At 55.9% G+C, this 26063-nt stretch carries 24 protein-coding genes; 10 read left to right on the top strand and 14 right to left on the bottom strand.

Going from position 1 to position 26063, the window contains the following annotated elements:
* Positions 1 to 170 precede the first annotated feature (170 nt).
* From BMZ83_RS13250 to BMZ83_RS13260, 3 genes are read left to right on the top strand one after another with little or no spacing between them, the layout of a single operon-like run.
* Positions 171 to 1016, top strand: coding sequence for an ATP-binding cassette domain-containing protein (locus tag BMZ83_RS13250; protein ID WP_241729588.1), 846 nt, complete (start codon positions 171 to 173; stop codon positions 1014 to 1016).
* The gene (locus BMZ83_RS13255; RefSeq protein ID WP_079990194.1) at positions 1017 to 1760 is read left to right on the top strand and encodes an ABC transporter permease; all 744 of its coding nucleotides are present in this window, start codon (positions 1017 to 1019) and stop codon (positions 1758 to 1760) included.
* Positions 1760 to 2494 carry a hypothetical protein gene (locus tag BMZ83_RS13260; RefSeq protein WP_074879491.1) on the top strand — a complete coding sequence of 245 codons (735 nt, stop codon included), beginning with the start codon at positions 1760 to 1762 and terminating at the stop codon, positions 2492 to 2494. The genes BMZ83_RS13255 and BMZ83_RS13260 overlap by 1 nt, the downstream gene beginning before the upstream one ends.
* A gap of 448 nt (positions 2495 to 2942) precedes the next feature.
* Here BMZ83_RS13260 and BMZ83_RS13265 read toward each other — a convergent pair whose 3' ends face one another.
* Together BMZ83_RS13265 and BMZ83_RS13270 are read right to left on the bottom strand one after the other, a co-directional pair.
* Entirely contained in the window at positions 2943 to 3332 is a 390-nt protein-coding gene (locus tag BMZ83_RS13265; RefSeq protein WP_074879493.1) for a hypothetical protein, read from the bottom strand.
* Positions 3329 to 4189 (bottom strand): ParA family protein, encoded by an 861-nt coding sequence (locus BMZ83_RS13270; RefSeq protein ID WP_074879496.1) that lies wholly within the window; start codon positions 4187 to 4189, stop codon positions 3329 to 3331. Before BMZ83_RS13270 ends, BMZ83_RS13265 begins: the two co-directional genes overlap by 4 nt.
* Positions 4190 to 4978: 789 nt before the next feature.
* Here BMZ83_RS13270 and BMZ83_RS13280 point away from each other — a divergent pair.
* Positions 4979 to 5761: a CBS domain-containing protein gene (locus BMZ83_RS13280; protein ID WP_074879503.1), complete on the top strand. Its 783-nt coding sequence runs from the start codon at positions 4979 to 4981 to the stop codon at positions 5759 to 5761.
* Positions 5762 to 6012: 251 nt separating this feature from the next.
* Here BMZ83_RS13280 and BMZ83_RS13285 read toward each other — a convergent pair whose 3' ends face one another.
* The 3 genes from BMZ83_RS13285 to BMZ83_RS16450 all read right to left on the bottom strand — a co-directional run bounded on the left by BMZ83_RS13285 (position 6013) and on the right by BMZ83_RS16450 (position 7553).
* A complete protein-coding gene (locus tag BMZ83_RS13285; protein ID WP_074879506.1) occupies positions 6013 to 6342 on the bottom strand; it encodes a DUF5789 family protein in 330 nt (109 codons plus the stop codon).
* Between the two features lie 413 nt (positions 6343 to 6755).
* Positions 6756 to 7235 carry a hypothetical protein gene (locus tag BMZ83_RS13290; protein ID WP_241729589.1) on the bottom strand — a complete coding sequence of 160 codons (480 nt, stop codon included), beginning with the start codon at positions 7233 to 7235 and terminating at the stop codon, positions 6756 to 6758.
* Positions 7236 to 7289: 54 nt separating this feature from the next.
* Positions 7290 to 7553, bottom strand: a complete 264-nt coding sequence (locus BMZ83_RS16450; protein ID WP_143076967.1) for a hypothetical protein — start codon at positions 7551 to 7553, stop codon at positions 7290 to 7292.
* 1223 nt (positions 7554 to 8776) lie between these two features.
* Between BMZ83_RS16450 and BMZ83_RS13295 the strand changes: the two genes are divergently transcribed.
* Positions 8777 to 10156 (top strand): Cdc6/Cdc18 family protein, encoded by a 1380-nt coding sequence (locus BMZ83_RS13295; protein WP_074879509.1) that lies wholly within the window; start codon positions 8777 to 8779, stop codon positions 10154 to 10156.
* Positions 10157 to 10554: 398 nt separating this feature from the next.
* Here the strand turns inward: BMZ83_RS13295 and BMZ83_RS13300 are convergent, their stop codons facing one another.
* Complete coding sequence (locus tag BMZ83_RS13300; protein ID WP_079990195.1) at positions 10555 to 10989, bottom strand: hypothetical protein; 435 nt, start codon at positions 10987 to 10989, stop codon at positions 10555 to 10557.
* Between the two features lie 8 nt (positions 10990 to 10997).
* On the bottom strand, positions 10998 to 11531 hold the full coding sequence (locus BMZ83_RS13305) for a DUF7342 family protein (protein WP_074879512.1): 534 nt from the start codon (positions 11529 to 11531) through the stop codon (positions 10998 to 11000).
* Positions 11532 to 11803: 272 nt separating this feature from the next.
* On the opposite strand from BMZ83_RS13305, the gene BMZ83_RS13310 reads away from it, so the two are divergent.
* Together BMZ83_RS13310 and BMZ83_RS13315 are read left to right on the top strand one after the other, a co-directional pair.
* Positions 11804 to 12052: an AbrB/MazE/SpoVT family DNA-binding domain-containing protein gene (locus BMZ83_RS13310; protein WP_074879516.1), complete on the top strand. Its 249-nt coding sequence runs from the start codon at positions 11804 to 11806 to the stop codon at positions 12050 to 12052.
* Positions 12053 to 12487 (top strand): PIN domain-containing protein, encoded by a 435-nt coding sequence (locus BMZ83_RS13315; RefSeq protein ID WP_074879519.1) that lies wholly within the window; start codon positions 12053 to 12055, stop codon positions 12485 to 12487. It begins immediately after the preceding gene.
* Positions 12488 to 12702: 215 nt separating this feature from the next.
* Here the strand turns inward: BMZ83_RS13315 and BMZ83_RS13320 are convergent, their stop codons facing one another.
* A complete protein-coding gene (locus BMZ83_RS13320; protein ID WP_143076968.1) occupies positions 12703 to 12969 on the bottom strand; it encodes a hypothetical protein in 267 nt (88 codons plus the stop codon).
* Between the two features lie 144 nt (positions 12970 to 13113).
* On the opposite strand from BMZ83_RS13320, the gene BMZ83_RS13325 reads away from it, so the two are divergent.
* Both BMZ83_RS13325 and BMZ83_RS16955 read left to right on the top strand, forming a co-directional pair.
* Positions 13114 to 17916, top strand: a complete 4803-nt coding sequence (locus tag BMZ83_RS13325; RefSeq protein WP_074879525.1) for an InlB B-repeat-containing protein — start codon at positions 13114 to 13116, stop codon at positions 17914 to 17916.
* 490 nt (positions 17917 to 18406) lie between these two features.
* Positions 18407 to 18571, top strand: a complete 165-nt coding sequence (locus BMZ83_RS16955) for a hypothetical protein (RefSeq protein WP_166623291.1) — start codon at positions 18407 to 18409, stop codon at positions 18569 to 18571.
* A gap of 156 nt (positions 18572 to 18727) precedes the next feature.
* Here the strand turns inward: BMZ83_RS16955 and BMZ83_RS16455 are convergent, their stop codons facing one another.
* From BMZ83_RS16455 to BMZ83_RS13345, 5 genes are read right to left on the bottom strand one after another with little or no spacing between them, the layout of a single operon-like run.
* Positions 18728 to 18967, bottom strand: coding sequence for a hypothetical protein (locus tag BMZ83_RS16455; protein ID WP_143076969.1), 240 nt, complete (start codon positions 18965 to 18967; stop codon positions 18728 to 18730).
* A 36-nt stretch (positions 18968 to 19003) separates the two neighbouring features.
* Positions 19004 to 19327, bottom strand: coding sequence for a PemK-like protein (locus tag BMZ83_RS13330; protein ID WP_074879586.1), 324 nt, complete (start codon positions 19325 to 19327; stop codon positions 19004 to 19006).
* Between the two features lie 13 nt (positions 19328 to 19340).
* Complete coding sequence (locus tag BMZ83_RS13335) at positions 19341 to 19700, bottom strand: MarR family transcriptional regulator (RefSeq protein WP_074879528.1); 360 nt, start codon at positions 19698 to 19700, stop codon at positions 19341 to 19343.
* Between the two features lie 45 nt (positions 19701 to 19745).
* Positions 19746 to 20288, bottom strand: a complete 543-nt coding sequence (locus BMZ83_RS17255; protein ID WP_241729590.1) for a hypothetical protein — start codon at positions 20286 to 20288, stop codon at positions 19746 to 19748.
* Positions 20288 to 20650, bottom strand: a complete 363-nt coding sequence (locus tag BMZ83_RS13345) for a hypothetical protein (protein ID WP_074879529.1) — start codon at positions 20648 to 20650, stop codon at positions 20288 to 20290. The genes BMZ83_RS17255 and BMZ83_RS13345 overlap by 1 nt, the downstream gene beginning before the upstream one ends.
* Before the next feature lie 1310 nt (positions 20651 to 21960).
* On the opposite strand from BMZ83_RS13345, the gene BMZ83_RS13350 reads away from it, so the two are divergent.
* On the top strand, positions 21961 to 22527 hold the full coding sequence (locus BMZ83_RS13350) for a hypothetical protein (protein WP_074879533.1): 567 nt from the start codon (positions 21961 to 21963) through the stop codon (positions 22525 to 22527).
* A 340-nt stretch (positions 22528 to 22867) separates the two neighbouring features.
* On the opposite strand, the gene BMZ83_RS13355 is transcribed toward BMZ83_RS13350, so the two are convergent.
* Positions 22868 to 25714 carry a tubulin-like doman-containing protein gene (locus BMZ83_RS13355; protein WP_074879536.1) on the bottom strand — a complete coding sequence of 949 codons (2847 nt, stop codon included), beginning with the start codon at positions 25712 to 25714 and terminating at the stop codon, positions 22868 to 22870.
* Between the last annotated feature and the right edge of the window lie 349 nt (positions 25715 to 26063).

Genomic DNA, 26063 nt, shown 5'->3' on the forward strand with positions numbered 1-26063 from the left:
TCAGAAATCGAAATTCAACGCGAATCGCCGCGAGAAACCGCGAAAAAGACCGCTACTGCCGATAGGAAGAATGGCCGAACCACCCCGATAATCAAAATGAACCTACCCACATACATCGGAATCCAAATTCTACGGCATGAGTATGACGGGTTTTTTGTATGAAAACCGCAATGAAGGATGCCGCCCAATTATTTGTCAAGATGGCAGTACCGGACAACGATATCTCTCCATCAAAGGGGAAACGGCAAGACACTGATCTAGTGGTACGTGCAAGTGGTGTCGGGAAAACCTACGACTCACGAATTCCGTTCACAAACTCCGTCAACGTTCTAGAGAACGCAACGCTCGAAGTGAATCGTGCAGAGGTCGTCGGCATCATGGGAGAAAACGGAAGCGGGAAGTCAACGCTCATGCAGATCCTCGCTGGCGTTCTTGAGCACGATGCTGGCGATGTAACCCGTAGCGGCACAGTCGGGTGGTGCCCGCAAGAACCACGCCTCTACGACCGACTGACCGTTGACGAAACATTCGAGCTATTCGGTCGCGCCTACGGAATGACAGACACCGAGATTGAAGATGCACGTAACTGGCTGACCGACGTGCTTGACTTCAAGAAGTTCCACGACCGGCAAATCCGGAACTTGAGCGGCGGGAACCGGCAGAAAGTGAACCTCTCAGTCGCACTCATGCATCAGCCCGACCTCCTCTTGCTCGACGAGCCGTACACCGGGTTCGATTGGGAGACGTTCCTCGCCTTCTGGGACCTGACTGAAGAACTACGCGAGCGTGGCGTCGGGGTCGCAATCATCTCGCACATCATCAACGAACGCGATCGATTCGACGTCATTTACGAACTTCACGACGGCCACCTCCACCGACAGGAGATCGGCGAAGACGACACTGTAAACCCGGAACCGACAGCTGATGGCGTCTCCTGTGAGCGCACGGCAGCGTTCTTCGACCGGGACAACGCAACCGGTACCGGCCAACGCGCCGCTAACACCGAGGGAACATAGATGAATGCAACCCGACGAATCCCCGCGGGCATTCGCGCCAGCACTCTGTCATTCTTCCGAGAACCGCTCAACATCGCGTTGTTGTTGATACTGCCTACGCTGTCCATCCAGATTTACGGTGTGAGTCTCAGCCAGTTCCCGGAAATCGGCATGTTCGCCGTCACGGGGTCACTCACGACGGTCGGGCGGATCACTGGGGCTGTCTTCGCTACCGGTGCTCTTGCCGGCGTTCTCGGACTCTTTCAAATGATTAGTGCACGGAACGCCGACCGCCGGCTCGTCATTGCCGGGTTTTCTCCGAGCGAGCTGGTCGTCTCACGGTTCACAACCATCCTCGTCGTCAGCCTTGCGATCAGTGCGGTCTCAACAGTCACCCTCACCTGGTTACTTCCAGGTACCATTGGCGCGCCTTTCATCGTATTCAGCAGTCTCGCTCTCGCGGGCATCACTTACGGACTCTTAGGAATGCTCGTCGGAACAATCCTCCCGCGAGAACTCGAAGGATCACTCGTCCTCGTGATTCTCGCAGACATGGACAACGTGTTCGCAAGCGGCCTGTTCAACATCGATGACGACATTACTCAGTTCGCACCACTTTCTCACCCGCACGAGCTCGTCTCACGCGCTGTCGTTGAGGGGTCACTCGCAACAGACCATGTACTTCCAGCACTCGCGTTCATCGCCATATTCGGGATGCTGAGTGTCAGCGCATACGCGTACACTGTCAGTGGAGGTGACGCCTGATGCAGCGACGTATCACGACTGCGGTCGAGATGAGTGTGCGTGAATTCGCCAGAACACCCGTCTTGATTGCACTACTGGCGTTCCTCCCCGTATACATTATTGGCGTGTTCGTCTGGCTCGTCCCAGATGCAACCGTCCCTCTCACGATTGATGGGACGACGGTGACTGTTGAGATGGGAGCGTTCGCGGCAGCGTTCATGACGCCAGTCACGGTGGCCATCCTCTCCGGAATTGTCGGTCTATTCCTTATGCAGACTTCGCAAATGGCTGATCGTCGGTTACGACTCGCAGGGTATCAAGCCAGAGAACTCGTTACGGCACGGGTTGGATTGCTTACTGCTGGAAGCGTCATCGTCACCGGTGCCTCCCTCGCCGTCGCCCTCTTTGCATTCACTCCTGAGAACGTCGTTGCATTCTCAATTGCTGCGGTCCTCGTGGGAGTGACCTACGGTATCTTGGGCGTCATCGTTGGGATCGTTCTTAACCGTCTCTCGGGAGTCTACGTTATGCTCTTTGCACCGATGGTCGATATCCTCATGTTCCAGAACCCGCTCGCAACAGAATCACCGACGTGGACGACGGTTCTCCCCGGTCACTTTGCGACGAACGCACTCATGGATGCTGCGTTCACATCCGGGGGCAACTTCAACGACTTTCTCGCTGCAAGTGGGTACGTCTTAGTACTCCTTTCGATCGGGATCATTCTCTTTTATCGGGCAACAATGAGTGACTGAAGTCCGGCAGCTACATCCACATTTCCTCAGATTCACCCAGACAAACACGGATTCGAAACCTCGTGATCATTACAGGACCACGAAGTATATTCCTAGAAGAAGAGGATAGAACTCAACCCTTGAACGTTTCGGGTCGTTCGCAACTACAGTGCAAACGGGGGGCAGACCTTCGCAGTCTGGATTTCTACAAATCGGACGCTGAGTGATACATTTTGAGGGCGTCTGGTGCTAGCCGTTCAAAGACCGCTCGAAGGCAATCTCCTGTCCGACGACCATCACCTTGACCCGTCGGACATAATCAGGGAGGGTTCTTCGGACGATTGAGGCACCATCAGCGCCCACTGGAAGCGGATTGTCAGCGTTTCTTACTTCCATCTTGTAGCGATCGGTAGAGCTACCGACCGACGACGCCGTAATCCACGCCCGAGCGGGCGCTGATCAAGCGCAGTCAGACGTGTTCGTAACCCCACTCTCGGAGTTTGTCTGCAACCTCATCAGGGTGCTCCATTGCCACTAAGAGAGCCGCCTCACGGAGGTCAAGTTTGTAAAGTTCCTTGGGACGGATATCGAGTTCATCGGCGACGGCCCGTTCGAGATCGTCCTCACCCTGAGCTGTGTCTTCACGGACGAAAAACTGCAGTACGTCGTCCCGGTCCTCTTTGACTGAACTTCGGCGCTGGTAGTAAGGGAGGGTGGCCGTCTCACGCGTTGGAGAGGCAGGTTCGGAGTCAGACATGCTGGGCTCAGAGACTGCCGAAGGCTCTTCAGCAGACTGCTCGTCTTCGGATTCCTCAGGTTCCTCGTCGGCAAACGGGTCGTCACCGGTGCCTTTCTTCATTTGTCATCACCTCCTTTGAGGCCAGCTTCAGCTTCGAGATGTGCAGCGAGCGATCGGATCTTCTCTAATGTCTCCATCTCGTGATCACGCTTTCGTGAGCGGTGTTCGTCGACGTACGTGAATGCCGTACACTGTTGTCGCCAGCAGCCCTCGAACAGAGAACCACGCTCCCGAAGCACGACCGGCACGTCGTAGGTGAGTTCGTCGACGGTATCGAGGTACGTATCCTGGTCACTAGTGCCCTTGAATCCGTTCGGGACGACTGCAAGCACGCCGACCTCGAGCTCGAGTTGAGCTTCGAGGCCTGCCACGAGTTCCTCTAGCCCTTCGACGGACTGGTCTCCTTTCCCCGTGAGCTCAAGCGGGATCACCAGCGATCGTGTCGCGTCGATGCCGTTGTAGAGATGTGGCCCAGCAGTCGCCGGCGGGTCGACGATGATGACGTCGTATTGGCTGGGGACATCGTTCTCGCGCAGGACCCGGCGCAGTTGTTCGTTTCGTGGGTACTCCCAGTCCTCGTCCTCAGTGGTCGCCTGGTAATCGCCGGCCTTGGTTAGCCAGTCATCAAGCTGTTCCAGCGAATCGTGACTCGGGATGACATCGATACCCTCGGTTGTCCGGATCAGGTCCTCGAACTCCCCCTGCGGGCGATCGACCATGTGGTGGACGATCGTGTCGGCGTCTGGATCACTCCGATTATCGTCGACGCCAAGGAGATGCGACAGGCAACCGCGCTGTTGGTCCAGGTCGATGACGAGAACATCATGACCCCGTTCAACGTGAGCCTTCGCAAGGTTAGCAGTTAGTGTGGTTTTCCCCACACCACCAGCCTCAGAGTAGCTGGTATACGTGAGCATACCAGCTAATCAGTGGGACGGGAAATAAAGACTGCGCAGATGTAATAGACACACTGGCTAGTTATACTGGCCAGTGTTACTGACCAGTAATACTGAGTAAACAGAATAAAGAGCCTAACCAATCTAAGTAGTCAGATAGACTAGATCGTCCGAATAGTGAGAAAGTTCACAAGTTCGTTCTTCAATGGCTATCTAGAATGTCTTAGCTGACCGTGACAATATCTGGATACCCCCACAAGACTTTGAATATCCTCTATCGAAGCCAGAGTAGTCCACATTTACGCTGGCAAATTACGGTCACGAATTCGATCGTTGATTCCGGTGATCTGTAGTCGGTAATCGGTCCGCGTCGTGAACGTGCCGAGTCAAGCGAACTGCCGCAACGAGTAACTCTCTCGGTCCGGGACCTGGCCGAACACGAGTAGTTTGTACTCACTAATTGGTCGGCCTTCCCGATCGATCCCCGACAACACGGCATTCGGTACTGCTTCGAGTCGGATGACGGTCAGTGGCATCGACGCCAAGTGGACGCCGGTCGCCATTCCGGTTGGAGCTGCGGCCACGATCTCGTCACTGTCCGCACGCTGGAGGGCGTCGAACGCAGCTTCGTGCCGAACGATCGCAGATGCGGGAGTCGGACCCGACGTACGGAGATCCGACACTTCCCCATACGGAACCGCATCGTATCGGATATGAGTATTTCTACTGGGCATCATTAGCTGATAATAAATACTCCAAAGTAATAAATGTACGGTCACTGTTATTGGCGAATCGGCGAGAAGTGAGGATGTGGACGATTCGTCTACATGTACTGCCGGTGCGATTGCCACCCCGAATCCATACGGGCGAGAGACCGACGAAACTGTTGAGACTGTAGCGGCATGGCTTGAAGAACGGGACTTCGATACAGCGCCGGTCTATGACGATGGTGGGAATCCAATCGGCTATGTGACCGATGAGTTGCTGGCTGACTGTGCCCCGGATCAAACACTCGGAGAGGTGTCCCACTCGCTCGGTATTGATCAGATTATTAGCAGGGACACATCCTTCGAGAACCTTCTCTCGGCACTCTACGAGCAGCGGTTCTACTACCTCGCTGACCGGAACGAAGTCACGGGAGTAGTAACCCGTGCAGACCTCAATACGGACCCGGTCTATCGCCACCTCTATTCGAAACTCTCGCGGCTCGAGCACTCGTTCCGTGACTGTATCACCACACACGCTTCTGACTGGCTGGAAACGGCACCCATCGATCCGGAAGTCGTCGACGACATCCGAGATCGGGAAGCCGAGGCGAAGAAGGCCGACGTAGCATTGGACCCCGTTCACTACGCCCAGTTCTCCACATTGGTGACGGTAATTACCTCGAAGCAGGCATGTTGGCAGCACTACGGCTTCGACGCAGACCACAAAGCCGGCAGCGAACTCGACGATATCGTTGCGCTGCGAAACGATGTCGCTCACTCGACGCCAATCATCGAGAACACGAATCGGGGTCTCGGCGAAACCGGACGGACGATCACGGACCTCCTGGCGACGTATCGGACGATTCAGAATCTGCTGGCGGTGTAGTTCTTCGCGATCTGCCAATACTGAATACACTTTCAGGGCTCTGTTGAAATCCTCACCCGATAGCAGGTATAGGGATGTTCGATAAGTGCAGATGGCTCGTTTACCGATCCAGAGCGCTAACATACCGATATGGTATCAGAAATCCGGGACGAGAGACAAAGAGTGGATTCAGCAGAGAGGAAACCACAGAAGAAGTTTATTTCACCACAGACGGACCAATTTTGCAGACGAGTTGTTGGGCCGTTGTGCTATCACTCTATGAGTGTCAGTATCCGTCTGTGAACGTCCTCAGCTGAGTCATATATTTCGTCATCAGTTGCTGAGAGTACGTCCTCCATGGGTTTCTTGCCGCCCTGCGTTTCAACTTCATAATCGCCATAGGCCTCAACTAATTCGGTTGTCGTGGCAGGATACTCGTGCGATTCGAGCGCTTCATCAAGATCGCCAAGCCGCTCACCAGAGTCGACGCGCATCGGTTCTTCTTCATCGGTGCGGGTACGTGCCTCCTCTTGCATCCGCTCTCGCTGGCGACGTTTTTCGTCATCGGCTTGCTCATCTCGGCTCTGTTCATCATCTGTCATATCCTACGATAGGGGACCCAGGCGGATAACAGTAGGGCTGCCTATCGGAGATGCGTATCGAACTTCCCATGCAGACTGACTCAGATCTCGAAGCCACTCCCCAAGACGTTCAGGATTAGGAAAACGACCTCGTCGCCGACGAACGCGATCCCCGCGGCCCTGGCGCTGTTGCTGGTCTTCGGTTCCTACCACTGGGTGTAGACCGCTTGGATCGAGAGGTCTCCTGAGTTGCCAATGCTCGGGAGCACGACACATGTAGTTCGCTCGCGGTATTCGGTGGATTTAGGCTACGGTAGGATTTCATCACGGAACTCCTTCTGGTGCTTCTTGACTCCCACCAACGCCCGCCAATCCACCACCGTCCGCCACTCCTCCCTCCGCCCCCCACCCCTACTATCGCTCACGTTCCTCCGTTACCTCGCTCTACTCTTCGCGATCGCCGAAGGGTTCCTCATTCCGGTTGGAGGCGTCGCGGGTCCGCTGGAGGTAGTTCTGGAGCGTCTCGTGGACCACCCGGCCGAGGTCATGTAACTCGCGGTTGATGGCCGAGACCGACTTGAATCGAGCGATTCGGTCACTTCGCGCTCGCGCCAGTCCTCAGGCACTGTCGGAGCGTCGTAGCGGAGGTGGTCGTCCGTTGGATCACGATAGAAGTCGAAGGCTTGGAATAGGTCGAGGTCGTCGACGACTCGGACCTCCTCCTCGTCGAGGTCCGTGTACTCCGCCCACTCCTCGAACCCCTCACGCCACGCGCCTTCCTGGAGGAGGTTCTCGAGGTCCTCGCGGTAGAAGTCCTCGGATCCGATGATTTCCGATTCTTCCCAGTCGAAACTGCTCGGTCGGCCCCGGTTCGAGAGATCGGGTGGTTCCGGGATGGATACGTCGAGTATCATACAGATCGTCTACGAATCATACGGAATGGTAGGAAATATCCATTCTTTAGAAAGCTATTGGACGAATAGGAGTATCATTCCCAAGAGACTGAGAATCGCTGCGATGACTGCAATCCAAACAAAATTTCCCGGTTCAAACTCAGACGAACCTTGCCCTGACAACGCGAAGAGGCTTGAAAGAAGTATTCCACCGCCACCGAGAACCATTAACCCCGCACCGGGGGTAATTCCTTCTACAAAAACCGATCTGGCTCCAACTAGTCCAAGAGATAGACCTGCTGTCCCCATTGAGAGATGATAGAGAGTGGTACGTTGCATACCTTGAACTTTCACCATTCGGTTATATCTATTGTGGTGGTCAAATACGCAACGCGAAAGTTGAAGCGAAAGATGTGACTAATACGCAATCCCACTTAGCGGCTGTTTCACCTCCGATAGTATCGAACTAATAGAATTTCAACGGAGCCACATCAGCCTCTCCGCGAATAAGCGAGACGCAAGCCGCCGGATCGGTAGCCAACAATGTCACCGGCACAGATGATCGGAATATCGAGTAGAAGATGGGCTTACTAACAACGGTTAGAGGAACTCCCCACCCCCGGGTATGTCCGCAATTTCACGGTATGGAGGCCCATCACATGCCATAACACACGAATCTGGAAATGAATACATTCTGTCGAGAGCTACTCGGTAGGTGACAAGGTACCCCCGGGAGTGTCCGTAATTCGTGGAGCCAGACTTAGCCATGCGATCGCCTTGAGGACCCAATATCGAAACTAAGGTGTCATAGAATAACGATTTAGAAATGAGTGATTTGTAGTTAACCAATAGAGGACCCGCTTCTTGACCAGATCATTGGTTAAGACAACAGCAAATAGTATCAATGCCCCCGCCCCCGGGGTTGTCCGCAATTCTGCGAGAATGACTGTGTCAGGGAGAACCTGAATTCTCGATGTTGGCTTGTAGTACTCGGGGAAGAACCAACCAATAAATGCTGATTTTGCTCTCTTTAGAGTCTCTAATAGCGAGATATCCCATAATATCGCTTGGCCGAATCACGCTCACTTCCCAATCGGCGAGTAGGCAACTATCCAACCCCCACCTCCGGGGACGTCCGCAATTTGTCGGGGAAGCTACGTCAAAGGAGATCGTGTTTTCAGATGGTGGTATATAAACCAGGAAGTATTGAGGTGTGAAATGCATGTTGAGAGTCTCTACTTACTACTTACTACTATTAATAGAAAAAGTTATTATATACGTTACCGGGCAACCGATCCAATCGACGACCCATCAAAGCTGAATCAACGAGTACGGCAGAATCGACCCTAGCTGAACGAGTTAACCCCACCCTACCGTTTCTCGAATAATTGCGGACAACCCCGGGGGCCCGGGTGGGTCGGCTTCAACGATGGAATCCGACAGTGGACCTCTAGTGCGTCGTGGAAGTAACTGCAATTCCGGACAATATGGGGGGTTATTCGGACAAGACGGACATTACGGACACGGGGGTTTATGTGGAAGGGGCCCACGGGGTATACCCAATGAGCTCGTCTCCGTACTCGACAACCTCCGAGATCTTTGCGGTCGGCGGCGAGGACTACCTCAAAGAGGGCCACACACCAACAACGCTTCCGGAACGAGAAGACGAGATCTTGAAGCTTCGACGCTCGTTGAAGCCTGCGGCTCGTGGCGCTGGCGCCGAGAACACGTTCCTCTCGGGTAAGGCTGGACAAGGGAAGACCGCCGCCGCAAAGGCAGAACTCGCAGAGTTGGAGGCGTTTGCTGCGGCTCAAGATTTGGATCTGACGACAGTATTTTTCTCGTGTGAGGGGATCTCCTCGAGCTACACACTCGCATGTGGACTTTGTGAGGAACTCGGTGGCGAGAACCCCAACGGCCATCCGATGCAGAAGGTGCTCGATCACCTCTGGGATGCAATGAACGACATCGGGGGGACGATCATCATCGTCCTCGACGAAATTGACAATCTTGGAACCGACGACAAAATCCTCTATTCCCTCCCCCGAGCTCGGGACAAGGACTACGTCAACGACGACGTCTACCCGTCGATCATCGGGATTAGTAACGATCTCCAGTGGCGTGACAACCTTGACCCCGCCGCAAAGGACAGTCTCTACGACGACTCGATCTTCTTCGCTCCCTATGACGCCAATGAGCTTCGCGATATCCTTTCCCGGCGTGCCAGCAAGGCATTCCGTGATACGTCACTCGTGTACGAGACACCTGACGGTGAAGAGTTCGAGATAGTTGTCAACCTCGACGACGATGACGGCTCGATCGCTGAAAGCTTCGACGCCATCGACGTCGATCGGACAGACTGTACCCTCGTACGTATCGACTCAGCGGTGCTGTCTGACGACGTGATCCCCCTTTGTGCTGCCTATGCCGCACAAGACAAAGGGAGCGCTCGGCAGGCCATCAAGTATCTCCGAAAAGCTGCTGCTATCGCTGAGTCCGAAGGTGACGCCCGTGTCGAAGAAGAGCATGTTCGAACTGCCCAAGGTGAGGCCGAACGAGAACTCATCATCGAGGGGATGGAACAACTCACGACGCAGGGGCATCTCGCGCTGGCTGCGGTGACGATCCTCGAGCTTGGAGGCCACTCCGGGATCCGGACTCGGGATGTCTACGACGTCTACAAGTCGCTCTCAGACCACATCGATGCCGATCAACTGGCTCAGCGGCGAATGCGTGATCACTTGATCGAACTCGATATGCTGAGCATCATCCGGGCGCGCAAATCTGCTTCCGGCTCCGTCGGCGGCGAGGCGTACACGTTTGAACTCCGGGTCGAGCCGTCAACGGCCATCGACGTGCTCGAAGCCGTCTCCCGGTTCGATTCTGTCGACTTCGATGACCTCACGAAGAACTGGCTGAATGAACAGCAGAAGCTTGGTTGACGCTGTTGGAGTTGGCCGTTGCATCTACCCCACCCCCGGGTGTGTCCGGAATTGATGCGGCGACTTCGACTGTGTCGGGTATCTCCATGAGTGGTAATCAACGAAGTGCCTCCTTTCCTCGCGCCGGCGGTCTGACTTCTACTGAGTGTCGACGGATCTAGTAAGCGAATTTGGCAAAAGTTAACCAACAGTAACGGCTATTACATCCCCTATACGGTGATTGAGTTGGTTAATTTTGAAAACGGACTACTGGCGCGAACCGTAATGAGTTCAATAATGACTGACACGGTGCACGCTGTCGCGCGCTGCATGCCACGAGACGCAGAGCGTCTCGTTCCCACACCGGAACGCAAAGCGTTCTGGAGGATGCCAATAAATACCTTCTTGAAACGCTGTGTCTACTCGCCCCACAGGGTTGCGATCCGATCTTCGATCTCATCGAGGACGAGCGTCAGCACGTCGCGATGGTCGGTCGGCCAGGAGGCGTCGTCGCCGGGCGTCGGGGCGGCAGGCGGGGGATGGAAGTGGTCGCGGTTGTTGTGCGGGTTCGGGTGCCGGTCCCATCGGCACCCCCATGTGTGGTCTGGGTGGACCTCTCGATAGTGGATCTTGAAGTCATCGTTCGTGTACCACCGGATGGTCAGCTGTGCGTCGTCAACGCTCGCTGGGTAGTACGCCAGATCAAGGACGATATGGAGTTCGAGATGGCCGCTGGCGTCCGTGATGGTCGCCTGTTCGACTTGCTGTGTCGCTCGGAGACGCGTCTGGTGGAACTCGAGGATCGGGCGGTCGATTGGGGCAGGGCTCCCGCCATCGCCTGTCGGTGGCACCATCGAGCGAGCTACCCGGAGGCCTGTTCGTTGTCGGCACCCATCCGTTGTTGACGAGCACGTTCGTAGCGCTCACGCTCTTCACGGGCAGTCGCCCAGTCCGAGAGGTCGCTGTATACGTCGTCGATGGTCCGCTCGTCGCTCTCCTCCGCGGCGGCGACGGCGTCGACTGCGGCCGGTGACGTAGCGTCGTACCGGTCCTGGTACTCGCTGATTCGTGATGTCAGCTCACGAACGCGGTCCTGCAGTTCCGCAACGGACTGCTCGGCAGCGAGTTGGTTGATACGTCGCCACTCGAAGTAGGCGTCGTTCCGTTCGTAGGTGGCCGGGTGCCCATCGTACTGGGTGACGATCCCCAACTGCTCAAACCAGTCGAGGTACTTTCGGGCGGTCTTTGGGTCACACTCGACAGCGCCGGCGATCGAACTGGCCGTTGTCGGCTCCCGCGTCTGAAGGATGGTGCCGTAGATGCGTTGTTCGACATCGTCGCCGGCAAACGCATCCTCAAACGGCGGCGGGCCGTCCGCGGCGTCTGGTTTGGACATACGCATATTTGGCAAGCTACGGATATAGTTCTTGTGTCAAGGAATAGTTTCCTAGTCTAGGGAGCTCCATGTGTCGGTTTAGGGTGTGGTGAAACTGGCGGCAGATTTACCCTTTAACCACGGGCTCGGTGAGTTCGATAATCTGGATACTTTGCCCGCCACCTCGTTGGCCTGTGAGAATCACTCGTCGTCAGCGATTCGGTGGGAGTAGACACTCTCCAGGTAGTGTGCTGGCACACTAGACTTTTGACGCGGGAGCCCCAGGTTCAGGTATGAGCAGTAAGCGGATTGACGCCGAAAGCAAGGTTTCGGGAAATCAGGCGAACATCCCGGCCCAGATACGGCGGGAGCTCGATATCGACGACGGCGACCACTTACGGTGGCACTTGGAGAACGGGACAGTCCGGGTGGAAGTTGTCCAGCAAGAGACTGGTACATTCGCGGAGTTCGACGGCTATGGTGGAGAGGAAGATACTGACGTAACGACGGACCACGACGACTGGGGCGTCGACGCCGAGTAGATGCCGCGAGCGCTTCTCGATACCAGTGTGCTGTTCGCGGCGGCGTATCAACGTGACAGCGCTCATGCAGACGCAATGCCGATTCTACGAGGCGTCGACGACGGGTCGCTTCCAGAGGCCGTCGTGTTGGATTACGTGCTTGCAGAAACGCTGAACGGGCTGACGACGCATGCAGGTCACGATGCAGCCGTCGATCTTCTCGACAGGATCGAGGAAAATGCCCGATTCCACATCGATTCCCTTCGGTCCGATGCGATGGTCACAGGGAAGGCGCTGTTCAGGCAGCACGCGTCGCTATCCTTTGTCGATGCCTGTCTCGTTGCGTACATGCAGAGTGAGGGACTAGGGTATCTCTACGCGTTCGACGACGACTTCGACACCATCGGGGACGTGTATCGGCTCGACACGGCGACGGACCCGTATGAGCCGGAGTGACCCCTCGTCAAGTGAGAACGGCCTACGCGATTTGGGGACTACTCTCCCTAATCGCTGCGAGTGTTTCCTTTACCCTCGGTTTTTCTCCTCTCTCGTCTCGACGTCGTCGATCTCGTCGACTCCCCCTTCTCGCAAAAGCTTCGACTCGTCAGCATTCACGTGCTATTCCGACGGCTATTTTCACGTAAATAATTCCACAGGGTGATGGTTCAAAGCTAGATACGTTTCCCGCCGACGAAGTAGGCACGCCATCGGGAATCTTCGAATGTAACCTTCACGTTCCACTGCTTTGCCGACCTCGACTCGTAGATGATCGTTATGTCGGCATTGACGGTCTCGTCCGGAGAGGTCGATCGATCAGGTACCGAATAGATCCCTTCGACCCAGGCGATTCCGGGCTGATCTTTGTCAGGAGTAAGATCCACGACTGCCTCCCGAGGCGATTCTCCGGTCCCGACCCACTCATTTTCGTCGTCGTTCATCCACTTGATCACCCGGGCGCCTCCGATGGGGAATACATCTATCAGCCAAAATATGGCACGCTCTCAGTTAGAACGAGAAGCCAGCGATCATCCTGTCGCACACCTGGCAAAGACTATTATAGTTACATTTGATAATAAATCGTCATGGGTAGACCCGGGTCATTTGGAAACATCGCGTTACCGGTGGTGCTCTCAGTCTTGTTGGTCCTGGCGCCGATGACCGCGTTTGTCACGCCAGGCAGCGCGGCCCCAGCGACCGATACAGCACCGTCGCTCTACGTGGCTTCCGACAGCGATGCTGTCCAAGACCAGAGTGGAGGGTCGGACATCCTCGGTGCTGTCGTAGACACGGTTGATGCAGCGGCTTCGATGCAGGCCAACGAAGCCCCCGTAATCGAAGATACGGACCCGGAGGACACGATGCGAACCGAATCAGGTGTCTGGTCGGATGAATTCTATGTCGATGCCACTGATCCAGACGGCGACGAGCTGACCTACACCTGGAATTGGTGGGATGGCGACGAACTGCTCGGAAGCTGGGAAAACGACGAGCGTAACGACTTCAAATGGGATCAGCCGGGCACGTATACGATCGAAGTTGTCGTAAGTGACGGCCAGGCGAGTACGAGCTACCAGTGGATGTTCATCATCGAAGAGGCCGACACCACGGACTCCTTCGAACTTGACCTCAACACGGACGGTGAGGGAATCGTCGAAGCGAACCCGCCAGGCACCATTGGTGATTCGTTCAGTGAAACCTACGAGTCAGGTGACACCGTCCAGTTGACCGCCGACGCCGATGCGAACTACGAATTCACTGGCTGGGAGGGTGACGTCGAGAGCCACCAACGTGACGACAAGTCTATCGAAGTCACGATGGATCAGGCCAAGGACATCACCGCGACGTTCGAACAAGCCGATAACGAAGCCCCAATCATCGAATGGGCCAGTCCGGACCACACGGTCAGGACCGATGTCGGCGAGTGGTCAGAGTACTTCGAAGTGCAGGCGAACGACCCCGATGGAGACGATAGCGACCTCACCTACACCTGGAAGTGGTGGGATGATGACGAGCTCCTTGGCTCGTGGGAGGATGACGAACGTAACGACTTCAAATGGGACGAGCCGGGCGAGTACACGATCGAGGTCATCGTCAGTGATGGTGAGGATACGACCAGCTATTCCTGGGAGTTCATCATCGAATCGGGCACGACCACCTACGAGCTTGACGTTGAGAGCGATGGTGGCGGTGACGTCGATATCGACCCGCCAGGCCGCACTGACGATGCTTTCCAGGCGGACTACGAGGAAGGCACAGAGATAGAACTCACGGCAGACGCTGATACTGGCTACGAATTCGCCGGGTGGGAGGGTGATCTCGCGAGTGACAAACGCAACGAACGGTCCATCGAGGTCACGATGGACCGGGCCAGGGACCTCACTGCAACCTTCGAGCGGGCTGCAAACGAGGCCCCAGAGATCATCGATGTTAGTCCCCGTGGAACCGTCACAACGGCCGCTGGTGAGTGGTCCGAAGTGTTCGAAGTGGATGTAACGGACCCTGACGGGGACGATTCCGACCTCACCTACACCTGGAAGTGGTGGGATGATGATGAACTCGTCGCGACGTTCAAGGACAGCGGCGCCGATAACGATTTTAAGTGGGATGAAGAGGGCGACTACCGAATTGAGGTTGTCGTTAGTGATGGTGAGGACTCGGTGAGTCACTCCTGGGAGTTCATCATCGAGGCCGACACCACGACATACGACCTCGAAGTCGACACCGACGGCAGTGGCGATGGCGAGGTGGCACTGGCCCCGCCCGGGACGACTGTCGAGAACTACGAGTCGGCATTCGAAAGCGGAACCGTAATCGAGCTGACGGCCAGGTCTGGTGAGGAATCGAAGTTCACTGGCTGGGACGGTGACCTGGCGAGCTACAAGCGGGACGAACGGTCCATCGAGGTCACGATGGATCAGGCCAGGGACCTCACCGCGACCTTCGAGCAGGCCACCAACCAGGCACCTGTAATCGAGGCCATCGACCCAGAGGGGACTATGCGGACCGAGCTAGGTGTCTGGTCCGAGCCTTTCGAAGTACACGCGACCGATCCCGATGGTGACGATAGCGACTTGACGTACACCTGGAAGTGGTGGGACGGCGACGAACTCATCGCATCCTGGGATGACGACGCAACGATGGATTTCAAGTGGGATGAAGAGGGCGAATACAGGATCCAAGTCGTCGTCAGCGACGGGGAGCATTTGACAAGTCACTCCTGGGAGTTCATCATCGGCACGCCTGGGGACAATACAGGGCCCCCACTCGAGGTAGCTACAGTAGATTTGAATGGCGACTCGTTCGTCGCAGGGCAGCAGGCAACGGGTTCGGTGACCCTGGAGACGGCTGGTGAGCAGTCCCGCGAGGTCGCGCTTGGAGTTCAGGCCGTCGGTCCCAACGGCGATACATATGCGGTCGACCTCCGCGATGGGCCAGATGTGTTGGTGCCCGGTGAGGGCCCGACCATTGTCGACGTCATGTTGCCGGTCAGGGACGGCTATCCGACGGGGGAGTACGATCTTCGTATCACGGTCTGGCCAGCTGACAGTCCGCAGACCGCGGAGACACGACTCCTGCGGACCACTCGAGAGGCGGCCTTTGACGTCGTTCCGCCCAAATCCGAGCGAGCGGCCGTCTCGATTGGTGACCTCGATCGGGACAGGTACCTCTTTGACGAAACCGTGGACATGACCGCGACCGTCGAGAACACAGGGAATTCCGAACGGACGTTCGATGTGTCACTGTTCCTCAGACGCCCGGACGGGACGCGTCTGGACGTCGGCGAAAAGCGGGGTGTGACAATCACTCCTGGCCGAGATCGTGAGCTGGACTTCCAGCATCAGTTCGGAGACAACGGGCTTGCCGGTGAATACGATATCGTCGTGGAGGTATCTGAAGCCGGTGACGAGATCACCAGTATGACCGACCGTAAAGCCTTCGACCTGGTTGGTGGTGATGCCGCCGACGTAACGATTGACTACGTCTATCTGGGTGGGGCTCTAGTGAGCCCAGAGGACCACGTTTCCCCCGTGATTGGTGTCTCGACTGGAGAACTCGGACGAGAGCTTGTAGTCGAGTACACGCTTCGGGGGCCGGATGGGGAGATATACACTCCCCGCGAGAACACTCGGAGCATCGAGCTCGGTGAGTTCGGCCACGAGCAGTTGCGGCCGGAGATCCGCATTACCGATCAGTATCCGGATGGCCAGTACGATCTCATAGTCACAGTGAAAGCCAGCGAGGACAGCAGCCAGGTGTTGGCCCGCCAGGTGAAAGAGAGCGGAATCGAGGTTGACGGCAACAGTGACGCCTCAATTTCACTGGCCCCCCAGGGTGAGTTCTCTGCCGAAGTCACACTCTTCAGAGACGGTGACCGCATCGGTCTGGATTACATCACCGATGGCGATTCGATCACGTTCGATGGGCTTGCTGCCGGCAGTTACACCGTCGAGTATGCGATGTACTTCCCTGGCGGAAAAGACACGGTTCGTCGCTCCATCCAGCTTTCGGATGGCCAGGCCAGGGTCCTTGAACTGGATCCTGAGAAGGCCTCGGCGTCCGGCTTCGTTGAGATCGACGGGACACGGCTGAATTACGGTACCGTCGTTATCAGCGGCGAGCCTGCCGACACTGATAGCAATGGGAACTTCCAGACCGGGCCATCCCTCTCCCCAGGCTACCATACCTTGTTGGTCAAGTACGACGGCCGTACGATTTACCGGGAGGGCGTCGAGATCGAACCTGGCCAAAACCGGATCGACGTCACCATCGACTATGTCGATCCCCATCCCGATGACGAATTCGACGGGGAGGAACTGATGCTGGGCTTTTGGTGTGGCGAACTCTGCTATGCGAGTGGTGATTCCGGCCATACGAACGCCGAATACATGCTTGGCTGGATGCTCGGCGCGGTGAACCCGGCCTTCGACGTCCGTGATGGCCTGGCCTCTGCTGGGAAGGGGGATGCCGTCGGTGTTGGCCTCTCGATCATTGGCCTGGCACCGTACGCCGGGGACATCTCCTCAATTGGCGGCCGGCTTGCGCGTGTCATTCCCGACTTGCCGTCCAGTCAGGCGTTCCGGCTCAAGGAGATGGTCCGCAAGTCCTCGATTAACAAGAAGGACGAACTGCTGGACTATCTCAACCAGCACACCTCTGCTAAGAATACGCTCAAAGAGAGCTTCGGGCTCAGCGGTGACTTCACCAAGCGGCTGAGTGACAGCAGAGCCAGGAAGCTCCGTTTTGCAGCCGGGCGGATGAAAGCCGCCGGCTACGACAGCGAGGATGTCGCGCGGTTCATCCGGCGCAATGGGGAGAGTGGCAATCTCCAGAAGGTTGACGAGTTCTCCCATGCTGTCTATCAGTATGAGAAGGCGACCGATACCGTCCCGAAAACGCATGGAGAGATGCTCGAAGCGATCTGGTTCAACCGGGTTCGGAAGGCAGAGGGGGCAGACATCGCCCGGAAAACCACCCAGGGCGGGCAACTCACAGCGGGCAAAACCTACGTGGCTACCGGTGTCGAGCTTCGGGCTGGCGGTGAACTCGACGTGGTTGTCTTCACCGTTGACGAAGCTGGCAACCCCACAGTGACGAAAGCTTATGAGGTGACTCGTGGGTCGGTCAGCAACAAGCCGACCAACCAGCTCGTTCGGAACCTCGGGCGCGGTGCCGATGCGGGCAGTGATAGCCACCATTACCTGGACAGTGATGCCTTTGCTCGCCAGGCAACGGCCCAACAGGATGGTGGGTACGTCGGGTTTGCTGACGACGTCGACATCAACATTGCCGACAGCCGGACACCGACGGCAGGCGCACAGTTGTACGACGATGCCGAGTTCGCGCGCATGAGCGATGATCTGGGGCTGGTAAAGGATGACCCGTAGGCAGCTTCTCGCCGTCTTGGCACTCGCCCTCCTGGTGTCGCTGGCCGGCTGTAGCTCCGTCTTGGGCGGTCAGACACCCACTGACCAGCCCCCTGTCGAAACTGCGACAGACGGTGTGAACCCCACTGCATCGGAACCCAGCCAGACCCAAAGTGAAACGGCCGACAACAACAGCGGGAGTGTCTCCGAGTCAGCTAGATTCCCAGAGTCGTTCAGCCCGTCGTCGTCTCTTCCGTATTCCTCGGACTTGCCGGTCGATGGCTATCTCCGCATCGACGAAACACAAGGCTCCGGCCTCCCAAAGACGAGCAGTCGGACGTTCGAACGGACTGATAGCGCAACAGAACCAGGGCCGACTGCGCTTCGGGCCGCAATCACTATCCACGAGTCCACCGACACCGCTTCGGCTTGGGTTACAGATCGCACTGACGCACTTCGCTCGAATGGGTCGAAGATCACTCGCCATTCGATTTCTGGTGAGTCAGTAACGATGGCAACCGGGATGACGGGCGACTCGATGGAGACAGTTGTCCTGAGCCGTATTGGAAATGCCGTCGTAATCATCCACGCCGAAAGCCCGAAGTCGGCTTTCGAGGAGTTCTGCCAAGAGACGCTGCGTGTTGTCCTCACGAAGCTCCAAGCCTACGACGGGTAGTCACCCATCAGACCCGCTGTGATTGGCACCGCTGGCTGGCCCGCCCGGCGTCATCCTCGCTGGTATAACGCAGTCACGCCCTGTGTGATCGGTTGTATCTACCGCCGCAGCAGTCGGTGCTCTATCAGGCAAGTAACTAGTCGCAGCCTGCTGTGACTACCAGTTCTCACCGAGGAGTTTCATCATACACCCTGTTGGTGTCGAACCTGGAACTGACGAATCGACGCCACCGTCAGTAATCGGTGTCTCCATCGTCGCTTCAGTTGGTGATGATTGGCTCCTCTTCGAGCTCCGCTTGAGGAGATGGCGCCGCTGGGCCGTTTCGGCACTGACCAACTGCTTGAGCGGGTCGAACTCGAGGTGGTCGTCGTAGTACTTCGTCGCGACCAGGCTCACGTAGTTGATACCCTCCGAACCGTTCGATCACACTGTTTACGACGAAATGTAGTCGGTCACCTGACCCGCCACATCCTTGGTGCGGTCGTCGACGAGTGCGGTCAAGTAGTGTTCGACGTCAGCCGCACTGTTGCGGGTCCCGAGCGACCACGGGAGCGCATGACTTCGCTCCCCGAGTGGCTCGCCCTCATAGTCGTCGTCCCGGAGCGTGAGTGAGTCTTCGTGATAGGTCTTCGAGGAGAGCAGGATCGTGATGAGTTGCGTCCCGTGGGTCGAGAGTTGCGGGTCCTCAAGCACGAGTATCGGACGACCGTTCTCCGAAAGTGGATCACTCGCCCAAACGATATCGCCGCGTTCCAGTCCTCGAAGTCCGTCACTGCACGTCCTCCATCTCCTCGGTCTGGAGCTCCTCAAGGCGTTCTTCACCGTACTGGTCGGCTGCCGCCTCGTGGTGTCGGTGGAGTCGATAGGCAGACTGGAGTCGCTCCTCGTCGTCCGTGATCGCCCAGTACGGTCGCTTGTGCCGCACGAGTCCGCGTTCCTTCAGGCGCGAGAGAATCGCACTAACAGCGTCCGTCTCTAGGCTGAGTCGCTCGGCGATTGTCGCCGCCTTCCACGCACGATCATCGTGCTCGTCGAGGAACAGCACGATCCGCTCGGTATCATTTCGCTCCTCGAATTCGTCGGCGTCGGCATCCTCGAACTCGTCGATATCGATGGTGCCGCTCGACATAGACTAGTGTTGGAACTGTTGGAACATAGCTGTTTGGTGCATTTGTTACTTGGGTTGGCGAGTTTCCGTATTGAGGGAGTGGAGAATGGGGACACGGCGCTGGCGTCGTGACGAGATGGTCCTCGTGGTTTCGCGGGCAGGACGTTGCGAGTGCTGCGACGGAGATTTGGCTTGATGGAACCTCCTTGAGAGCGATATTTCGGTCCGGGCTGTCGTCGACGACGTCGCGGGTGCGGCCGTCGACATGGGGTCCGGCAACAGACACGTTGTGACTGTGCCGCTCCCGTAGCGGTCACGCTGGATTCTTTCGGCCTTGCCGCCGGCGACGCTCTCTGAACACTGCTCGGCTGTGTAGTGGCCACGGGCTGCGAGGCCGTTGTTCGCAGCCACGCCGTGATTATCCTGATACTGCGTGATGTCACGGAGTTCAGTGACCACTTTTGTCGGCACGAACACGTCACACGAGGTGAGGAGATACTGGAACGGGCCCGGAATGTCGGAGTCGGCGGCTGCGTCCGCACTGGCCACGGCGAGACTGACGAGGGCGCTGGTGTCGGCGACGACGGTTCGCAGTCGCCGGCCACTCATTATTCGTCGGCAGCGGGCTCGACCGCTGTCGCGTCGCCATCGTAGACGTCGACATCGTCGGGGGCATCAAGATCGAGTGGCTCATCCTCCAGATCCGCTTTGAGGAGGCGGAGTCGCTGGCCTGTCTCGGCGCCGACCAACCGCTTCACTGTCTTGAACTCGAGCAGGTCGTCGTAGTACTTCGTTGCGACGAGTTCTTGGAACGTCTCACTCTCCGCAGTATCCTCGATATACTCGCGCATCGCCTCGACAAGCAGATCCGTCCGGTCTGTGTCGAAGAGTTCCGCGAACGCGTCCAGGCGGTCGACGAGAAACTCCGGCGACTGGAAGTGAACCCGTCGCGGATCGTCGCTTGCGCCCATCTTGTGTGCAAGTTTTGCACATGGACGGAAAACTTTTCGCTGACTGTGGAGAGCCTGCACATCGACGGCGGATGGGCAGTGGTGGCTCTGGTGAAATCCAATTTGTCAGGTACAACCTGGCGTGAAGCAGTCGTTCGGTAGGCACCCCACTTTCCGGCTATTTCACTCCCGGTTGGATGATGAGAACTCCCCCGATGTGGTGAGTACCTTCGGTAAGTACAGATGACGTAATTGTCAAGCTCGACAGGAATACAATCCAAAATTATGTCCTGTTGTTGCTATTGTGGCGTTGTATTGTGACAAAACTGAAGTTCAGGATTTGGAGGATGACCAGTCGCCTACCGGAGGACCAGTAGTTATTTTCGAGCTGCTCATTAACGAACAGACATGACCCAGTCGTTCGTGGAACGGTACCCGGACGAAATTCAACTGCCGCTTGTTTTCGTTGGCTATCATCTTTTCTTAGTTTACGCTCAGCGGCTCCCTCCGTTAGCACCGGAGATAGAGTCGGTCCCAGTTAATGCCGTCTCGGCGGGATTGTACGACTGGTCTACCGTCCAATTTGGACTCGCATTGGTGGTCCTCGGACTTGCCCTTTCGAATCATTCAGTGCTTCACCGGACTCGAATACTTCGTCTACCACGGACGCAACGCCTTGTCGCGCTTGGTTGTGCTCTATTGCTCATGTCACCGTGGCTTACGACAATCGTCGCAGGATTGGCGTTAGATTATCGTGATCCGTTCACTACCCTCTGGTTCGGAGCGTTTCTTGCTGGCTTCGTCGCTGTGGGTGGAATCCTATTCGTTGCTATCATCCAAGTCGCACAGGTATGTGGTAGGTGGTCTGGACAATTCCCGTACGTGGATGTGGCAATGTCCCGCCGGGAGGCGATTAGGGGAGGCATCTTTCTGCTATCAATCGGTATTACGATAGTAATCGTCTACGTCGGCGGACGGGTACTGTACCACGGTATCTCTCAATAGGATTTCAATAGAGCAGCGGAACTACTCACACATCTATACCGAGGTAAACTTAATAATTCTACACTCGCAATTCTATTTATCCGTTCTTTCGAGAATGAAGTGGCTGAGAAGTGCTGGAGAATCGGACAGCGGTAAGTACAGCAGTTGCAAGATGAAGATCGATTTGAACTAGTTCAAAGCCGTCAAGCTGGATAGTTCCAACGAGTATTCCTAGCAGGAGTATATTCGTAGCAGGAGTATATTCGAGGAGGAATACCGGGGAAGTGAAAGCGTGGAGAAGCTGCAGCCGCAGCAGTTGTAAATATGGAGAAACCTTTCTGCCAGGTATGAGCCTGGAAGAGGAATTGGAGTTGGTCAAAGACTTGGAGTCCCGGGTGCTTCGGAAGCGGCGTCATGAACCGTTTGAGCTGGAGGTACGAAATGAAGACGAGGCGATTCTGCTTAAGGGAGTGTTGAATAAGCAGAAGGTGGAACTGTTTGAAGAGATGCGCGATGAGTTGGAGAGACACATCATTGAGTGTCCGGAGTGCTGGAGAAGTGAAACCGCTCCAGTCCACGAAAAGATGTACGAAATGTATGATACAGGAAACGGGGTCAAGGAGAATGTGTTCAAATCTGAGATCGAGTTCAAGTGCAAGACTTGTATGAAGACTGTGCGCGGTGAGTCAGTCGTTGCTCTTCTTGACCGAATCAATGCAGACAGTTCTGAAATCAGAGAATACGTGTTGGAGATGAGGGAGAAGGCTGTTTCGAAACGGTTTGTTGAGGATCTAACTGAGAACGAGGTCGAAAAATACGAACAGCAGGATGACCAGTATGCGAAACTGTTCCCCTCTGGCGTCGACAGCCTGGATGAGTGGTACAGCCAGTTCGAAGAGGTAGAGACGGTATGACTGAGGTCTGGAATCGCGTACTGTGCAGTGTCCTGAGGCGGGAAGGGAAAAACGCTCAGGGTTGTCGAAACGATGTACGACGCATTCAGCAACAGCGCAGGGATTAAGGATAATATCCTATTGGGACGGCAAGTTTCACTGCTAAGAATGTATGCAGCTGGTTGAAACGGGGATTCGTGTTGCTCTTGTAGATCTCGTTGATGAATCGGAGCGAGAGATTAGTGGAGTTGTGGGGGCAGCTGGAGGAATTAGACCCGCGTCGTTTAGTTAGTGATCGAACGAAGGAGGACCGTGAGCGAAGTGAAGATTAACAGCATAAAATACTCGAACCGAAGATGCGCTATTCGAACGTGATCTGGAGCTGCTCTCGCTCCTCTAGATTCTCCTTGTAGCTCTGCAGGATGTCACTCCAGTCTGCCTGGCCCGCTAGCCAGCGACTCTTCAACTCTGGATCGGGAGTTGCCTGTTGCAGACTGGTGAAGGTAATCCCCTCCAGTGTCCGGTCCCATCCGTCGAAGACCATATCATCATCACCGAACTCGTAGTCTTCCCACATCGTTCCCCGCCACATGTATGTGTCCAGTCCAGTTTGCTTGATGAAATTCTTCTTCTCGCCCTCGCTCAGATCGGCCTTCTCGACTCGATCGATATCGAGTTCCGGCGGTTCCGGAATTTCCATTCGGGACTTGATCTGGAATGCGAGTCGAATATCCCGGTCGTACCACTCAGGATAGCCAAACGCCTGGCGATAGTCCCGGTATTTCCCCGTCATGGGGTCGAGTTGGCCGTTATCGGCCATATTACGAAGCCGCTGGTAGAGCGTGAGTGCTTCGACCGGCCCACGGTTATGGAAGGAGACAAACGAGATGGAGTAGGGGTCGTTGCTATAGTCGATCAGATTGTCAGGTCCCGACCGGCGGGTAGTACCCCCGATCATCGTGTCGACGCTCTCGACTGCATACTCCTCGTTGTCCTCATGGTACAGCAACCACATCTCCTGCCGGGTATTCTTCGCTTCATCCCGGTCAGTCCCCGAGTAGTTCATATTAAAGACCGGTTCCTCCCAGCTCGTGGCATTATTGAGCCACTGGTTAATCCCGTTCCTAACCTTCCGTTCGTCGATGAATTTCTGGGTTACATAGTCATCGAGGCTGTTGAGTTCGTCATCGACCCGCTGAAGAGTGAGATCTTCATCATCCAGCTTATCGCGGCGGATCGGGAAGATTCCAAGCCGTTTTCCGGTACCTTCACTAGAGAGTTCATCCTTCTCTTGCTCAATCGACCGGTTGAGTGCCTCAATTCGGTTCTTCGCTTCTTCCTTTTCGTTTTCGCGTGCAGTGATCAGCGAATTCACTGAACTGATTTTATCATCAAGCAGGTTCTTCGCCCGCCCCCGACGGCTCCGAACAGCCTCCTTCATCGCCTGCACCCGCTGGTACCGACCATCTGCTTCAAGCAGATCATCCCGAGAGTCACGCAGCTGCTCGAGTTTCTTTTCTGCTGCTTCTCGGTCACTTTCGGTCAGCGGGTGCCATGGTGGGAAGGCCTCCTGAAGTTGTCCAACAGTTCCGAGATCCACATTTTCGAGTTCCTCCTGGAACTCGTCGATTTTCTCGCTATAGAAAGTCTTGAGGGCCTCTACCTTCCCTTCAAGGGTTGATGTGGCGCTACCCCCGTACTTCGTCCGGCCTGCCATATCATATGTACGCCACTGCTTCGAAACGGTCTCCTCCCAGTGGTTTTCGACAGCGGGCGCCGCATTGGGGACCTGGAACATCTCTTCCAGAATATCCGTTGCGACCAGCAACCGTTCTGCCCGCTGGTCTGCACGGATATCTTCGAGATCCTCCGGCTCGTCCGATTCCTCGGCGTCCTCTCCTTCAGGTGCTTCCGGAGTTGCTTCTGCCTCGATGGCGTCAAGGACACGGGTGACGTCATCAGTAGAGCTGTTTCGAACAAGCGCGTTCCCAGCACCGAGCTGGGATTCAAATCGACCCCGGTAATTCTCCTCCCAATCGGAAACGTTCTCGAGAAGCTCGTTAATCGCAGCCGGGTCCTGTTTGATTTCCTCGAGTTCGTCCTTCTCTGTACGCAGGTCTTCCAGTTGGTCAGGTATCGTCTCAGTAACAAGCGTTTGTTTCTCATCACGCTCGTCTTTCATTTCACAGAAATCGCGTACCTGCTGGTGCGGGACCTGCAGCTGCGCATGTCCAACAGTCCCGAGCGGGGCCGTGCCTTTGGCCCGACTGGACCAATTCTCGACAGACTGCTCCATCTCGGAAAGCGCGTAGATACTCTCTGCGACTCGGCTGTTGATCTGATCTCGGTAGCCCTCAACGAAGTCAGTCCCAGTCCCGCTGGTAATCAGATTCTCGTCGACACCAACCAGCCAGTAATCGTTGTAGGGAACCCGTTCGATCGGGATTGAGTTACCCGTGAACGATTCTTCGACACGCTCGTCGACGTTGGATAGGCTTCCACCTTGGCTGAAACTCTTCGAGTAAATCGGAATATCGAGTGCCTCAGCGTCAGCACCAAGCAAGTTACTCAGGTCACTCAGCGCGGAGTACGTGTTGGGATAGTACATCTCCTCGCCCGGTGGATTCGTCACCTCGGGGTCGAAATCGACCTGCGGAGCAACACCAACCCCACCGACATACACGTCAACGTTGTCGTTCTGATCTTCAATGCGCTGGGCGATCCGATTCAGCATTGCCGAAAGAAGCGGGAAGGTCCCGCTTCCAGTGCCGCCCCCGAGGGAGTGGAGCAAGAAGATGTTGTACGAGTCCCGATCCTGCGTGAACGAGTAGTCCACTTCCTGGTAGTGTTCGAGAATATCGTACCAGAGGGATTCGAAGTAGTCATCAAACGTCTCATGACCCCGGCTGTCCAGTTTGTATCGGCCGACAGGACGCTGTCGTTCTGCCCCCTTCCCACCCACTTCCGTACCCTCAGTCAGGTACGGGTAGGTAGCCATATCCTCGTCAAGGTGGGCATCAGAAACGTTGAGTCGCACACGGGTTGTTCCCGACGGAACGCTTCCAAGCGTATCGCCATCAGTATCGATGGCAAAGTAATCGAAGAACTCCTCGCTGCCATTCCGCTCGACAGTCTCGGCGAGGGTGTTCATCATCGTGATTCCGGCCTGGCCGACGCCAATAGTAAACGTCGGTAACGGATCCGTCATGTACCGACATCGTAGCCCGAATGCGACTTAAGTGTTGGTGGGTATTTTATGATTCCTCAGCGTTGATATCAACAATCAGATGTCGATATCGTCATCATCGTCACCGCCAATAATCGACATAGTAATTTTCAGCACAACGAAGATGACGGCTATAATACCGACATAGGAGAGAATCTCCTGTGAAGTTGAGAGTGTGTTTCCTTGGTCAACTTGCCCAGCCAAGTTGTTGATTACATTCTCCGGACGGTTTTCCAGTGCGTTCTCTGCGGTGAATGACGCTTCTTGAGAACTCCCCCCCGGCGTTTCGTAATTGACATCGACCCCTCCAACAGTAACGTCACCTGCGTCA

It is taken from the genome of Halolamina pelagica, assembly GCF_900115675.1.
Taxonomy (GTDB): Archaea; Halobacteriota; Halobacteria; order Halobacteriales; family Haloferacaceae; genus Halolamina; species Halolamina pelagica.

Coding starts and splice junctions, on each gene's coding strand:
- BMZ83_RS13345 (WP_074879529.1), bottom strand. CDS start 20,650: ATGGGCGCAAGCGACGATCCGCGACGGGTTCACTTCCAGTCGCCGGAG.
- BMZ83_RS17255 (WP_241729590.1), bottom strand. CDS start 20,288: ATGAGTGGCCGGCGACTGCGAACCGTCGTCGCCGACACCAGCGCCCTC.
- BMZ83_RS13305 (WP_074879512.1), bottom strand. CDS start 11,531: ATGTCCAAACCAGACGCCGCGGACGGCCCGCCGCCGTTTGAGGATGCG.
- BMZ83_RS13335 (WP_074879528.1), bottom strand. CDS start 19,700: ATGTCGAGCGGCACCATCGATATCGACGAGTTCGAGGATGCCGACGCC.
- BMZ83_RS13320 (WP_143076968.1), bottom strand. CDS start 12,969: ATGAACGACGACGAAAATGAGTGGGTCGGGACCGGAGAATCGCCTCGG.
- BMZ83_RS13325 (WP_074879525.1), top strand. CDS start 13,114: ATGGGTAGACCCGGGTCATTTGGAAACATCGCGTTACCGGTGGTGCTC.
- BMZ83_RS13270 (WP_074879496.1), bottom strand. CDS start 4,189: ATGCTCACGTATACCAGCTACTCTGAGGCTGGTGGTGTGGGGAAAACC.
- BMZ83_RS13350 (WP_074879533.1), top strand. CDS start 21,961: ATGAGCCTGGAAGAGGAATTGGAGTTGGTCAAAGACTTGGAGTCCCGG.
- BMZ83_RS13260 (WP_074879491.1), top strand. CDS start 1,760: ATGCAGCGACGTATCACGACTGCGGTCGAGATGAGTGTGCGTGAATTC.
- BMZ83_RS13290 (WP_241729589.1), bottom strand. CDS start 7,235: ATGATACTCGACGTATCCATCCCGGAACCACCCGATCTCTCGAACCGG.
- BMZ83_RS13250 (WP_241729588.1), top strand. CDS start 171: ATGAAGGATGCCGCCCAATTATTTGTCAAGATGGCAGTACCGGACAAC.
- BMZ83_RS13285 (WP_074879506.1), bottom strand. CDS start 6,342: ATGACAGATGATGAACAGAGCCGAGATGAGCAAGCCGATGACGAAAAA.
- BMZ83_RS13300 (WP_079990195.1), bottom strand. CDS start 10,989: ATGGTGCCACCGACAGGCGATGGCGGGAGCCCTGCCCCAATCGACCGC.
- BMZ83_RS13315 (WP_074879519.1), top strand. CDS start 12,053: ATGCCGCGAGCGCTTCTCGATACCAGTGTGCTGTTCGCGGCGGCGTAT.
- BMZ83_RS13355 (WP_074879536.1), bottom strand. CDS start 25,714: ATGACGGATCCGTTACCGACGTTTACTATTGGCGTCGGCCAGGCCGGA.
- BMZ83_RS16450 (WP_143076967.1), bottom strand. CDS start 7,553: ATGCAACGTACCACTCTCTATCATCTCTCAATGGGGACAGCAGGTCTA.
- BMZ83_RS16955 (WP_166623291.1), top strand. CDS start 18,407: ATGGCAACCGGGATGACGGGCGACTCGATGGAGACAGTTGTCCTGAGC.
- BMZ83_RS13255 (WP_079990194.1), top strand. CDS start 1,017: ATGAATGCAACCCGACGAATCCCCGCGGGCATTCGCGCCAGCACTCTG.
- BMZ83_RS13310 (WP_074879516.1), top strand. CDS start 11,804: ATGAGCAGTAAGCGGATTGACGCCGAAAGCAAGGTTTCGGGAAATCAG.
- BMZ83_RS13295 (WP_074879509.1), top strand. CDS start 8,777: ATGAGCTCGTCTCCGTACTCGACAACCTCCGAGATCTTTGCGGTCGGC.
- BMZ83_RS13265 (WP_074879493.1), bottom strand. CDS start 3,332: ATGAAGAAAGGCACCGGTGACGACCCGTTTGCCGACGAGGAACCTGAG.